10 protein-coding genes and 3 pseudogenes are annotated in these 12,747 nt (G+C 69.2%); 8 read left to right on the forward strand and 5 right to left on the reverse strand.

The window, feature by feature from the left end; translation table 11 throughout:
• Positions 1–343 precede the first annotated feature (343 nt).
• A pseudogene (locus IEZ15_RS42030) lies at positions 344–592 on the forward strand (transposase); the annotation flags it as partial.
• A gap of 208 nt (positions 593–800) precedes the next feature.
• On the opposite strand, the gene IEZ15_RS42035 reads toward IEZ15_RS42030, so the two are convergent.
• The gene (locus IEZ15_RS42035) at positions 801–1,604 is read right to left on the reverse strand and encodes a sulfite exporter TauE/SafE family protein (RefSeq protein ID WP_189282224.1); all 804 of its coding nucleotides are present in this window, start codon (positions 1,602–1,604) and stop codon (positions 801–803) included.
• 85 nt (positions 1,605–1,689) lie between these two features.
• On the opposite strand from IEZ15_RS42035, the gene IEZ15_RS42040 reads away from it, so the two are divergent.
• From IEZ15_RS42040 to IEZ15_RS42055, 4 genes are all read left to right on the forward strand, one after another.
• Positions 1,690–2,481, forward strand: a complete 792-nt coding sequence (locus IEZ15_RS42040; RefSeq protein ID WP_189282225.1) for an AraC family transcriptional regulator — start codon at positions 1,690–1,692, stop codon at positions 2,479–2,481.
• A gap of 590 nt (positions 2,482–3,071) precedes the next feature.
• The gene (locus IEZ15_RS42045) at positions 3,072–4,034 is read left to right on the forward strand and encodes a LamG-like jellyroll fold domain-containing protein (RefSeq protein WP_189282226.1); all 963 of its coding nucleotides are present in this window, start codon (positions 3,072–3,074) and stop codon (positions 4,032–4,034) included.
• A 59-nt stretch (positions 4,035–4,093) separates the two neighbouring features.
• A complete protein-coding gene (locus tag IEZ15_RS42050; RefSeq protein WP_189282227.1) occupies positions 4,094–6,211 on the forward strand; it encodes a PQQ-dependent sugar dehydrogenase in 2,118 nt (705 codons plus the stop codon).
• Positions 6,212–7,428: 1,217 nt separating this feature from the next.
• Positions 7,429–8,013 carry a TerD family protein gene (locus tag IEZ15_RS42055; protein ID WP_093899591.1) on the forward strand — a complete coding sequence of 195 codons (585 nt, stop codon included), beginning with the start codon at positions 7,429–7,431 and terminating at the stop codon, positions 8,011–8,013.
• A gap of 89 nt (positions 8,014–8,102) precedes the next feature.
• Here the strand turns inward: IEZ15_RS42055 and IEZ15_RS42060 are convergent.
• The 3 genes and pseudogenes from IEZ15_RS42060 to IEZ15_RS46080 all read right to left on the reverse strand — a co-directional run.
• A pseudogene (locus tag IEZ15_RS42060) lies at positions 8,103–8,251 on the reverse strand (LuxR C-terminal-related transcriptional regulator); the annotation flags it as partial.
• 218 nt (positions 8,252–8,469) lie between these two features.
• Positions 8,470–9,672, reverse strand: coding sequence for an enoyl-[acyl-carrier-protein] reductase FabV (fabV, locus tag IEZ15_RS42065; RefSeq protein WP_189282228.1), 1,203 nt, complete (start codon positions 9,670–9,672; stop codon positions 8,470–8,472).
• 2 nt (positions 9,673–9,674) lie between these two features.
• Positions 9,675–9,863, reverse strand: coding sequence for an acyl carrier protein (locus IEZ15_RS46080; RefSeq protein ID WP_229846539.1), 189 nt, complete (start codon positions 9,861–9,863; stop codon positions 9,675–9,677).
• 379 nt (positions 9,864–10,242) lie between these two features.
• Between IEZ15_RS46080 and IEZ15_RS46640 the strand changes: the two genes are divergently transcribed.
• A complete protein-coding gene (locus IEZ15_RS46640; protein ID WP_268250510.1) occupies positions 10,243–10,371 on the forward strand; it encodes a hypothetical protein in 129 nt (42 codons plus the stop codon).
• 87 nt (positions 10,372–10,458) lie between these two features.
• On the opposite strand, the pseudogene IEZ15_RS46085 reads toward IEZ15_RS46640, so the two are convergent.
• Positions 10,459–10,585: pseudogene (locus IEZ15_RS46085) on the reverse strand (Hsp20/alpha crystallin family protein); the annotation flags it as partial.
• A 135-nt stretch (positions 10,586–10,720) separates the two neighbouring features.
• On the opposite strand from IEZ15_RS46085, the gene IEZ15_RS42075 reads away from it, so the two are divergent.
• A complete protein-coding gene (locus IEZ15_RS42075) occupies positions 10,721–11,494 on the forward strand; it encodes a type III effector protein (protein WP_189282230.1) in 774 nt (257 codons plus the stop codon).
• 99 nt (positions 11,495–11,593) lie between these two features.
• The coding region (dnaK, locus tag IEZ15_RS42080) for a molecular chaperone DnaK (RefSeq protein WP_189282231.1) at positions 11,594–12,747 on the forward strand (1,154 nt) is incomplete at its 3' end.

Genomic DNA, 12,747 nt, shown 5'->3' on the forward strand with positions numbered 1-12,747 from the left:
CCGTTGACCTGACCCCCGCCCGCCACTGACCGCGGGCCCTTTCGGATCTGCTGCGTGCCGCCACCCCCCGCCCCCGGGGTGGCGGCACGTTACTCGTGCGCTCGTCGTCCTTGACAGGTTGTCACGGTCCCGCCCGCGAGTGCACACTCGGCCACCACGCACACGCTGGTGGCCGCCACCGGATCCGGCACAAGCCGACCACGCCTGACTCGCGCATCGAACGCCGCGCGCCGCCCGACGACGGGGGCGGCGAGCGGGATGGTCAGCCGCTGCTGTGAGCTTGCTGCTGCAGCAACTCGCCCCATCGCTAAACGGTGCCAGTAGTCGATCCTGAGGTGTGGTGATCGACGACGTGTCGTTCCCCAAGGACGGGAAGATGTCGGTGGGGGTGGCCCGGCAGTGGTGCGGGGCGCTGGGCAAGCAGTCCAACTGCCAGGTTGCGGTGAGTCTGCATGCCGCGTCCGACACCGCCTCCGCGCCGATCTCGTGGCGGCTTTTCGTGCCGCAGCAGTGGCAGGACGACACCGCGCGTCGGTCCAGGGACGGCATCCCTGAGGAAGTGGGGCACCGCCGTGCACATGAGTTGGCCATTCTGAGCACGGCATTCGTGCAGGTGCGACCGAGCGCCTCGCCTGGCGGACGGGTGCGTGAGTCGGCGGGGCTGGGAGTCCGAGGTGGTGGGGCAGCCGGCCCTGGAGACGGCTGGAAAAACCGCGGGTGCCTGCCCCCTCTGCTCCGGCCCGTCGTTCCCACGCCCGTTCCAGGCGGCCGCGAGGCAGGCAGGTCGCTGCGGTTCCGCGCTAAGCCGAGAGCAGCATCGCGACCGTCACCATGGCAAGCAGCCCGATGTACGCCCAGGCGTAGATGCGGTCGGGGATCCGTGGCGGGCGCCGCCGCAGCACTGCGATCAACGGCAGAGCTCCGAGGAGCAGCGCCGAGGCGGCGCGGAGGTCGACGAGACCCACCAGGTTCACATGCGCGTCAGCGGGGGCGGGGACTGCAGCGCCGCCCAGGGACACTGTGGCGGCCGGGAGCGCGATGGCGAGGGTGAGTGGGTTGGCCAGCGCAGTCGCCACGTGCATCGTGTGCCCGGCCCGCCGCATCGCGGGGACGGTCATGACGCTGCCTCCCACGCCGAGGAAGGCCGCGACCGCGCCGACCGGCGCGCCGAGGACGGCTGGCAGCGGACGCGGAGCATCGGAGGTCGCCTCGACCCGGTGGCCCGGGCGCAGGAAGCCGGGGCGCAGGAGCAAGTCGGCGATGGTGAGAGCGATGTACGCGACGAACGCCCAGCGGGCCAGATCGGCCGGGGCGAGGCGCGTGGCGAGCGCGCCGGCCGAGGCACCGGCCGCCAGCAGGAGGAGCAGCGTGCCGCTGCCGCGGAGCGCGAGGAGCACCCGCCGCTGCGTGACGGCTGTCGCGAATCCCGCGTTCACCACCATCACCAGGGCCGAGGTGGCCGTCGCCACCCGCATCGCGTCCGCGCCGAGTGCGGCGTCCGCCCACACCACGACCGGCACCGCGACGAACCCGCCACCGAACCCGAACAACACCGTCGTCGCCCCGGTGAGGAGTCCGATCCCGATCAATGCCACAACGTCCATGGGCCCCACTCCACCAGCTCCGGCGGATTTCTCGCATGCGATGGTCGGTGCCTTTCCTTCGCGTCTCAGCCAGTAGGGTGGCTGGGTGAAGAACGTCTCCCTGGCCGACGTCGACCACGTCGACCGGGCTGTCCTGCCGATCGGCACCGACTACCCGCCCGGCCACGTACTGGACTGGCACGAACACCGGCGCGCGCAGTTCCTCTACGGCGCCACCGGGGTCATGGTCGTCGACACGGCCGAGGGCACCTGGACCGTACCGCCCGAGCGCGCCGTACTGATTCCCGCGGCTACCCGGCACCGGGTCCGCATGCTGGGGGTGAGCACCCGGAGCCTGTACATCGAGCCGGATGTCATCCCCTGGTGGCCTGTCAGCTGTACGGTCGTGGACGTTCCGCCGTTGTTGCGCGAACTGCTCCTGGTCGCTGTCGAGTTCGAGATCGACTACAGCCTGTCCGGGCGGGAGGGAAGTATTGCCGCGCTCCTCCTGCACGAAATCGCCGAGCGCGCCCCGCTCCCGTTCCACGTCGGGATTCCTGCCGCCGCCGACCTCGCGAGGCTCTGCCGCGAGTACCTGGCCGCCCCGGACGCCGGCGTCACCAACGCCGCATGGGCCGCGAGGGCGGCCATGAGCGAACGGGCCTTCACCCGGCGCTTCCGTTCGGAGGTCGGTGACAGCCCCGCCGTCTGGCGGGGCCGCGCCCGCCTGCTCGCGGCCGTGCCGCTGCTGCGCACCGCGTCGGTCAGCGAGGTCGGTGGCCGTCTCGGCTATGCCTCTCCCGCCGCGTTCACCGCCGCCTTCACGCGCGCCTTCGGCATGCCCCCATCCCGCTTCGCCGCGAGCCGCCAAGGCGGCGGCCCCAGCCGCAACTCCTGACGGCCCCGACGTCTCCGGACCCCGCTCCGGCGAACTCGTACAGGCGGCCTGACCAAGGACGCCACAGAGCTCGTGCGGCTACGGGAGGACGTACAAAATCTCGTCCGAGTTCTCCACCAGCTCACTGTCGGGAACCGACAACTACGCGCCGAGCTCAACGCACCAGACACCCGGTGCGGATCCCTGCGGGCCCTGGGCCACGCCGATCTATATGCGCTTTCCACATCAGCTGGCGGTTCCTGTGAGGACCAACGGCCGGGGCGATGCCGTCCGGCGGGTGGACCGGCGCCTGCGAGGTCACCCACCGGACCGCTTCACCCGCCCGCCGTACCCGCCCGGAATCGGGTCGGGCCGCCGGTATTCCGCCGTGAGCTGCTTGGCATCTGTGCCCTGATGGGCCGCTCGTGGGCCGCATCCTCGTCAGCAAGGAGTCCGCGCCGCCGCCGAAGGGCGACCACAAAATTGGCGAGTACACGCCCATTGTCAGGGTCGTCGCGAGGGAGTTACATGGTGCCTGCCCGCGAACGAAAGCGCTTTCTGCCGGCCGGGAGACCCGGCCGGCCGCCCCTTCGCTGCCGCTGGGAGGCTGTATGGCACCGCCCCGCACCAGACGCTACTCACTCGCCGTCGCCGCACTCGCCGCGACCGCCTCGCTTGCCACCGCCACGTTTCCGGCCCAGGCGGCCCGCTCCTCGACCGTCCACACTCCGCTGCGAGCCCAGGCCGTGGTGGCGTACGACTTCGGGCATCCGGACCCCGCCGACGCCGGGCGCGAGCAGGACATCGGACACTCCGGCACCACGCTCAGCCTGATCAACGGCGGTTCCGCGATGCGCGTGGCCGACGAGGCATACCCAGGCGCTTCGCCCGCCCTGCAGGTGCGCCAGCAGAACCCGACCACCGCGGGCAACGACGACTGGAAGGCCGGGACCTGGGACGCCGAGGGCATGGCGTCCCTCGGGGCCTTCCGCAGTGCCCGGGGTGCCACCGTCATGGGCTGGTTCAAGATGACGGGCGACAATCCCGCCCTCAACTCCAACACGGCCAATTCCAGCGACCGTTACAACGCGATCGGGCTGGCCGGCGTACTGTCCGGAACCTCCGACGGCCACGCGGTGCGTGCGCTGCTCGAACTCATACAGGTCAATGGTGAGTTGAAGCTGGTCGCGCTGGGGAGACGCCTGGACAGCGGTGCCTCCCAGACCTTCGCTGCCGACGCCCCATGGGAAGAACTGCTGCCCCGCGGTGAGTGGGTCCACCTGGCCGCGACGTTCGACTTCCGCGACGGCACCCTCGCCCTCTACCGCGATGGCAAGCCCCTGGACGGCTTCTACGTCACGCCGGGCGACCCCTGGGAACTCGCCACCACGCCGGCGCCCCACCGCGCCTCGCCCACCGATCCCCGCGGCATCAAGATCGGTGGCAGCTTCCCCCAGAACACCCGGGAGAACAACGCCTGCGACTGCCGCATGGACGACCTCCTGTTCCTGGACCGCCCGGTGCCGGCCGGAGCGGTGGCGGCGGAGTACCGGCGCATGACGCCGGGCCGCTGACCGTTCTCGTCCCCGGATCGTCCTCTCCCTACTTGTCGCGCCAGCCCGAAGGGACCCGCATGGCGTCACGACGTACATATCGATGGAACTGGGCGGCCGTGGCCGTCGGCGCAGCCCTCGCCCTGGGTGGTCTTGCCGCGCCTTCCCACGCAGTCGAGCCCGCTGCGGCGACAGTCGCCCTGACCGACCCCATTCCGCAGAAGCCCATCCAGTCCAGGACGGGTCTCGTCCTGCAGGAGTTCGCGCAGTTCCCCAAGTCGGAACCCGTTCCGGCGCCGACGGATCCGCGCCTGATGCGCCACGCCCGGATCAACACCATCAATGAACTCCCCGACGGCTCCGGCCGGATGGCGACCCCAGACCTCAACGGCACCCTTTACCTCACCGACCCCGGAGCCGCGACGCGCACATCCGTGGGCACCCCGCACTCCTACCTGGATGTCAAGGCGGCATTCCCGCACTTCTTCTCGGGCCGCGGTCTCGGCCAAGGATTCGGATACGCCGCGTTCCACCCGGAGTTCGGAGCGAACGGGCGCTTCTACACCGTCCACACCGAGCTCGCCTCGCAGGCCACCGAGACTCCCGATTACCAGCAGGCCGGCACACTCACCTATCACGGCATCATCACTGAGTGGACCGCCGACAACCCCTCCGCGGCAGCCTTCCACGGCACCCATCGCGAGGTGCTGCGTATCGGTTTCACCGGCCAGATCCACGGCATTCAGCAGATCGACTTCAACCCGACGGCCAAGCCCCACGACGAGGACTACGGCCTCCTCTACCTCGCGGTGGGCGACGGAGGGCAGGGCGTCGGCAACAGCGAACCGCAGAACCTGACGCTCCCGCACGGCAAACTCCTGCGGATCGACCCCGCGGGCCGTGACAGCGCCAACGGCCAGTACGGCATCCCCGCTTCCAACCCGTTCGTCGGTGAGCCCGGCTCCCTCGGAGAGATCTACGCCATAGGCATGCGGGACCCACACCGTTTCAGCTGGGACGCGGGCGGCAGCCACCGCATGTATCTGGGCCACATAGGCGAGCACGCCATCGAGTCGGTGTACGAGGTCAAGGCCGGTGACAACTTCGGCTGGAGCGAGCGCGAAGGCCCCTTCGCATTCGACAAGAAGGCCACCGACCCGTGCGCCCGCATCCTTCCCCTGCCCGCCGACGACGCCCAGTACGGCTACACCTATCCGGTCGCCGCCTACGACCACGACCCAGGACCCGACTGGAACTGCCGTTCCGACGTGGGCCGTGCCATCGCCGGTGGCTTCGTCTACCGAGGCAAGGACGCGCCGGCGTTGCGCGGAAAGTACATCTTCGGCGACCTCGTGGACGGCCGGATCCTGGCCGCGGACACCCGCGACATGCGCCGCGGCGCCGACCTCGCGCCGCTCGAGCAGCTGATGCTCTTCGACAAGTCCACCGGGAAGACGGTCACCATGCGCGACCTCGCCGGTGACCAACGTGTCGACCTGCGCTTCGGCTCCGACCGCAGCGGCGGCCTGTACATCGTCGCGAAGGCCAACGGCAAGGTCTGGAAGGTGACCGGGACCCGCACTTTCGCCGACTGCGAGATCGGCAACACCCCCACCACCCACACCACCGGGCCCGGCAACTGGGCGCCGGTCACCCCGGCCAAGTGGGCATACACCACACGGGAGACGATCATGACCGAGCCGGGCGTCGCCCGCCCGGGACCGCGCCGCCCCTTCGAGTACGCCGTCCTGACCGCGGGCCCGCGCTACTCCTCCGTCAGCATCGAGGCGGAGGTGCGGATCGACACTCCCGTCGAGATCTCCAACCGTGACGTCATCCTCATCTGGGACTATCAGTCGGACACCCGGTTCCAGTACGCGCACTTGTCGAGCGACAACACCATCTACCCGCACAACGGCATGTTCACAGTCGACGACGCCGACCGGCTGCGCATCGACGACCAGTGGAACGGAACCTTCGGCGCACCTCCGGCGATCAAGGACGACGGATGGCACAAGGTGCGCCTCACCCACTGCGCCGACACCGGTGAGACCGCCGTCTACCTGGACGGCAGCCGCAACCCGTTGATCACGGCCACCGACCCGGTCTTCGCCTCGGGCCGGGTGGGCTTCGGATCCTTCGACAACGCGGGCCGCGTCCGTCACCTGAAGGTGACGGGCACTCCGGCCGACGGCTGACCTCGCGGGTGCGGGCCGAGGTCGTCGGCCCGCACCCGTACCGTCCCCACGGAGCGGCCCGCCGACTGATCCGGTCGCCTGCCGAGTTCGAGCCGACGGGAGCCCGTCGAAGCGGCTCTTACAACGGCTGACACAATGAGGTGGAAGGCTGGATGCCTCCGTTCATGACGGCCGCCCGCCGAATTGCGTGAGAGTCGGGCCGCGGGCGATCATCTCCGTCGCGTACCGGTCCATGCAGGACCAGCGCTCTTTCAGCAGCTCGTTTCGCAGCGCCGCGGAGCCGGGCCGAGCGAGTCGAGTCCCGTGGCGTGCGATGCCCGCGGACCACCCGGCATGGGACTGCGTCTACACCTTCTTCAAGCGCTGGCGGGACAAGGGTTTGGCCGGCGAATTCCACGACCGCCTGCGCGACTGGGTCCGTGAGACCGTTAGGCGCGATCCGGAGCCGACCGCGGGGTCCGTCTGGGACGGTTTCCGAGGATCACGTCAGCGTCCAGGTGCTGAGGGAAAGCCTCTTCCGCGGCCTGGGCGACGCCGTTGCAGTAATCCGGGCCGAAGCATGCGACCAGCGCGGAGCGGGCAACGGCTGCATCGGATGGTGCGCGAGGCGCGGGTGACCGACCTCGTCGAGAACGACAACAACTGGCCGGAGCTGGCTGCCGAGTTTGCCGGTCAGTCGTCCTGTCCATAGGCGGCGGGCCGGCTGGACCGCCCTGCGGGCGAGGGCGACAAGCTCCGCTCCGCTCCGTCGAAGTCGCCGACCAGCCCTAGTCGCGGACGCACTCCCACCGGTGCCCGGCGCAGAAGTGCGCCTTGAACGAGCCGAAGGCGCGCAGGGACTCGTAGACGGCGAAGAAGACGCCGTCAGGCCCCGAGGCCACTCCCAGTCGCCCTCGGCCGTTGGCGCACTGTGGTCCCACACCCCGTCTCGTCGGCATACCAGGCATCCCTCAACCGCGACAGCCGCTCCCTCGGCGGCACCTTCCCCAGCCATGACCAGTCAACGATCACCACAGTGATGTCCAGTCCCGTAGGGGTGAGGCAGGCCACTGATCGCCCGCACGCGACGGTGCCAGTCGTGGACAGCCGTTCCGGTTCCGGGCGGTACATGAAGTAATGGGACGAAACGGTAATCGGTGGGCCAGGTGTGAAGAACTCCGATAGTCCCAGGCACACTCTGGGTGTCGCAGTCCCGTCGTCAAAAGGATGATCAACGCATGATTACGCTCAAGAAAGAAGACGGTCCGGCGGATCTGGACGGAGTGACCCACCTGTCCATCGGAGTGTCCTGGGATCCCACCGCCGGCAGCAGCGGCGGGGTGATGGGCATGCTTCGTCGCAAGTCCGGTACCGACCTCGACCTGATCGCCATCGCGATGCAGGGCGGGGACCCGGTGCGCCTGGCGGGACTCGACTCCCTCGACCCGATGGGTAATGGCTCCTTGGTTCACAGCGGCGACAACCAGACCGGGCACGGTGACGGCGACGACGAGACGGTGACGGTCGAGTTCGCGCGGATTCCGTCCAACATCACGTCGATAGTGTTCGTCGCCGCCGCCTACAAGAAAGGCAGTTCCTTCCAGAAGGCGCGCAACATCAGCTTCAAGGTGTACGACGCCACCGGGGGCAGCTCCCAGCAGGTTGCCGACATCTGGCCGAGCCTGCTCACTCAGGACAACGGCTGCGCCGTGGCCAAGGCCGTACGCGTCGGCGACAGCTGGAAGCTCGAAGTGATCAATACGACGGGGAAGATCAAGCAGGGCAACGAGCACGCCCTGATGCGCTTCGCAGTCAGCAAGTAGCGTGCAATGGCCGGCCCGGTCCCGGTCTACCTCTGCTCCGTGGACCGCCGGGCGGTCTCGCGGACGCCGACGCTGACCAGCCCCGTCTCCTACGCGGCGATGACGGCTTGGACTCGTTGCGGAGTCCGGGTTTGGCGAGAATGCGGGCGACATGGGACTTGACGGCCGCCTCGGCCAGGTGGAGGCGGGCGGCGGCGAGTTCGGCATTGCTCAGCCCGCGGGCGAGGACGCCCAGGACGGCGCGTGCGGCGTGGAGGAACGCCATGCCCAGCAGGCGCTTGCTAGGGCGGATCAGGTAGACGGCGGAGGCGTCGTGCATGCTCGGGTCACTGAGCCGGGCGGTTGCCTGGCTCAGTTCGCCGTCGGCGGATGCGGCGAGCGTGGTCTCCAGGTCCTGCTGCCGGCGGATGAGGATGTCGTCAGTGGGCAGGCGCTTGGCGTTCCTCCACAACGGGGTCAGGCGGCCGGGTCCGGCCAGGGGACGTCGGTGTCGACGGGGGCGGTGTAGTCGATGCCGGGTACGGCGAAGCCGTACAGGCGTTGAGCCTCGGCGTGGAACCAGTCGAGGTCGGCGAGGTCGCTGATGGTGCTGGTGGCGGCGCTGTTCCAGCGGTCGGCGACGGCTTCCTGTACTGGTGGTGTGAGTTCCCAGGTGTCGAGGCGGACGCGGCCGTCGTCGTCGAGGGTGAGGGGGCGGATGCCGGTGAGCTGGTCCCAAAGGTCGGTGAGCTGGTCGATCGGCGGGACCAAGCCCGGGCCGAGGACGCTGCGCAGCAGGCCGATGTACAGGGCGATGCCGGGGATGGCGGTGGAGGACTGGGTGACGGCAGCCCCGTTGACGGACGTGAGCGCACGGCCTCCGACCAGCTTCTCCAGGCGCTCGTTCAGGGTGCGGGCGGTGGCTTCGAGGTGGGCTTTGGCCGCGCCGATGGTGCCCTGCCGGTAGATGTCAGCGGTCAGGGGTGAGCCGATGTAGGAGAGCGCGGCGGTGGTGAACCCGTCGGCAAGCAGGTCCCGTCCGGACAGGTGGCCGATCCATCGCTCCCAGTCCGTGCCGCCCATCACCGCGGTGGTCTGCTCGATGTCGTCACCTGCTGCCGGGGCGGTTTCCACCTCGGTGACCTCCGGGGTGCCGGAGGCGTCGAAGTTCAGGGTCTTGGTCCGGCAGGGCTCGCCGATCGGTTTGAGGACGGAGGAGTAAGTGACGCCGGTGTCCGGGTCGGTGCGCCGTGGGGCGGCCACCGAGTAGATCAGGTAGTCCAGTTGTCCGTATCGCCGCTTGAGCAGGTCGGCGACCTCATCCTTCATCGCGTCGGAGAAGGCGTCACCGTTGAGGAAGAGCATGTCCCGGCCGTGCTCGTGGGCCAGGTCGGCGGTGGCCGCGGTGCGGTACCAGCCGGCCGTGCCGGTGCGCCGTCCGGGCGCCTTCTCGAAGCAGAGCCCGATGCCACGGATCCCTGCGCGGGCGAGCCCGGCGATCGTGGCGGCGAGCCCGTACCCGGCGGACGAGCCGATGACGAGTGCCACCGGCCCGTCCCCGTCGGACCGCCGAGCGGGGACGGCCTGCCACATGTCGGCCACCACCTTGCGGCAGCCGGCCGGGTGGGAGTCGAGGAAGAGGAAGCCGCGGTTCAGGGGGGCGATGACGCGTTGGCTCACGGTCAGGTCCTTGGGGTCGGCGCGGATGAGAGCGCGGCAGCCACCATGCGGGCCACCACATCCTGCAAGTCTGCGACCGTGCGGATACGGATGGTGACCTCATCCGGCACAACGATGGCGAGGCGGCGTTGGAGGGTTTCCACCAGTTCGAGCAGAGCGAGGCTGTCCACGCCCGGATCGAGCTTCAGCACGGCCTGCCGGCGGGCGCACGACTTGCGTGGCAGCTCCGTGATCCGGACCAGAGCCTCGGAGTCACCTCGGCCATGTCCACGCTCATCTCTCCCGTTCTGTGGTGGTGCCCGTGCGAGTGAGGAGGCTGGGCGCCGGGATGACGACCGGCCCGCTGCGGCGCCCAGTTTGCTGGTGCCAGGTGTCCGGGAAGGCAGGCGAACAGCGACCGCCAGGTCAGGGTGCTGGTCGGGCATGCAGAACCACCTGCGTGCGGCATCACGCCGTAGGTGCTCTCCGGGCTGCCAGGTTCGGGCGGGGCTGGGGGGCTTCGGTCTGCTGGCGGTCGAGGAACTCGACCCGTCCGCCTCGTAGACGATCGTCCCGGTCGTCGACTGCACCGTGCTGCTCAGTGTCTTCGTGCAGTGCATCACCTCCGCTCTCCTCGCCCAACGCTACGGAGGCGCGTCAGACCTCACCGGCGCACCCCAGGACGGCCCGGCCGTGGACGAACTGGCCATCCGGGGATGACGGCAGGCACCGCCGGTGGTCACCGGCACTGCAGGCGGAAAGGGCACGCATGAACACCTGTCACCTGCTTCGCGATGATCTGTTCGCGTACCCGTCGCCCTCCCTGTACCTGTCCATCGGCATCGCGGAGTGCCGTGACCAGGGGCCCGTAGCACCCATGAACTGCTGGGGCCGGCCGGGCGAGCTCGTAGTACGGGTCGGTGCGCATGAGCATCATCGGTCACCGCCAGGTGAGTTCGGGCACTTTGTGCCCATGCGCTTCAGCTCAATCCGGTAGTAATATGTCATCCAAAGGATGACATATGTGATGTTGTGCGGGTGATGAAACACATTTCTTCCGGAGGCTGCCGTGATCGCAGTCGACTCGCATCCGGCCTCGTCGGCTCCGGACCCCACGGTTGTGCCGACCTCGTTCGCCGACGCCACGCGGGCGCTGGGCACCGTCGAAGCCGCCATGCGTCACGCCTGCACACCGCGCGACGAGGAGCACGCCGGTGCCTGGGCCGGTCGGGGTGCCTGGGCCGGTCGGGAAGAGGCCCTGGTCGCTCTCTGTCTGCTTCGGGACGTACGTCGGCGGCTCGCGGCATGGGAGCCGGGTCTCATCGAAGCGGCCCGGGAGGCCGGGGCCAGCTGGGCCGATATCGCCCAACCGCTCGGCGTCACCAGCCGCCAGGCCGCCGAACGCCGTTATCTGCGCCTGCGTACCGGCCCGCTCGGCACCACCGGGGAACAGCGGGTCCAGGCCACCCGCGACCACCGGGCCGCCAACCGCGCCGTCGCCGCCTGGGCACGGGACAACGCAGCGGATCTGCGCAGGCTCGCGGCACGGATCACCTCGCTCACCGGCCTCCCCGATCGGGCCCGACCGACCATCGGCGCCCTCGGCGACGCTCTCGGTGACAAGGACCCCGCCCGACTCATCGGGCCGCTCGCCGGTCTACGCCCCCATCTGGAGGACCGCAGCGACCTCGCCGACCGTGTGGACCGCCTCGTACGGCAGGTCGAGGATCTGCGCCGGGACAGCGACAGCCGACGTCGCACGGTGGACGGGACGCCGGTGCAGCAGCGCCTGAATACCACCCGTCCGCAGGAAGGGCAGGGAGGGGGACAGGAGAAGGGGTGAGCCGGCAGTCAGAGATCGAATCGATTCATGGCTCACTCGGATCCACTCGATTCTCATCTGCGACAAGGCATCAGGCTGTTGCCGTGAAGGGAGGCAGTGATGGCGCGGGCAGTGGGCATTGACCTGGGAACGACGAACTCCGTGGTGTCCGTGCTCGAGGCCGGCGAGCCGACGGTGATCGCGAACACCGAGGGCGCGCGCACCACGCCGTCGGTGGTGGCGTTCGCCAAGAGAGGTGAGGTGCTGGTCGGCGAGGTCGCCAAGCGGCAGGCGGTGACGAATGTCGAGCGCACCGCGCGGTCGGTCAAGCGGCACATGGGGGACGCTCAATGGCGTTTCCCCGAGTCCGGCGACATCGACGGCAAGCGGTACACCGCGCAGGAGATCTCCGCGCGGGTGCTGCAGAAGCTGAAGCGGGACGCCGAGGCGCATCTCGGGGAGGACGTCACCGACGCGGTGGTCACTGTGCCGGCGTACTTCAACGATTCTCAGCGCACCGCGACCAAGGAGGCGGGCCGGATCGCGGGCCTGAACGTGCTGCGGATCATCAACGAGCCGACGTCCGCGGCGCTGGCCTACGGCCTGGACAAGGAGAACGACCAGACGATCCTCGTGTTCGACCTCGGGGGCGGCACCTTCGACGTATCGCTGCTGGAGATCGGCGAGGGCCTGGTGGAGGTGAAGGCGACCAACGGCGATACGCACCTCGGTGGTGACGACTGGGACCAGAATGTCGTCGACCATCTCGTCAAGCAGTTCAAGAACGGCTACGGCGTGGACCTGTCCAAGGACAAGATGGCTCTCCAGCGTCTGCGTGAGGCCGCGGAGAAGGCGAAGATCGAGCTGTCGTCCGCGACCGAGACGACGATCAACCTGCCCTACATCTCGGCGTCGGCCGAGGGCCCCCTGCATCTCGACGAGAAGCTGACCCGCGCCCAGTTCGAGCAGCTCACGGCGGCTCTGCTGGAGCGCTGCAAGGGGCCGTTCCACAATGCGGTCAAGGACGCCGGGATCAAGGTGTCGGACATCGACCATGTGATCCTGGTCGGAGGTTCGACGCGGATGCCGGCGGTGACCGAACTGGTGAGAGAGCTGACCGGCAAGGATCCGCACAAGGGTGTGAACCCGGACGAGGTCGTCGCCATCGGTGCCTCGCTCCAGGCCGGTGTCCTCAAGGGCGAGGTCAAGGACGTCCTGCTTCTCGACGTCACCCCGCTGTCCCTCGGCATCGAGACCAAGGGCGGCATCATGAC

This window comes from Streptomyces atratus, assembly GCF_014648655.1.
In the GTDB taxonomy this organism is placed as follows: domain Bacteria; phylum Actinomycetota; class Actinomycetes; order Streptomycetales; family Streptomycetaceae; genus Streptomyces; species Streptomyces atratus.

What these genes read in the sequence shown, in the direction of transcription:
- IEZ15_RS42035 (WP_189282224.1), bottom strand. Translation starts at nt 1,604, where the DNA reads ATGGACGTTGTGGCATTGATCGGGATCGGACTCCTCACCGGGGCGACG.
- IEZ15_RS42045 (WP_189282226.1), top strand. Translation starts at nt 3,072, where the DNA reads ATGGCACCGCCCCGCACCAGACGCTACTCACTCGCCGTCGCCGCACTC.
- IEZ15_RS42050 (WP_189282227.1), top strand. Translation starts at nt 4,094, where the DNA reads ATGGCGTCACGACGTACATATCGATGGAACTGGGCGGCCGTGGCCGTC.
- IEZ15_RS42055 (WP_093899591.1), top strand. Translation starts at nt 7,429, where the DNA reads ATGATTACGCTCAAGAAAGAAGACGGTCCGGCGGATCTGGACGGAGTG.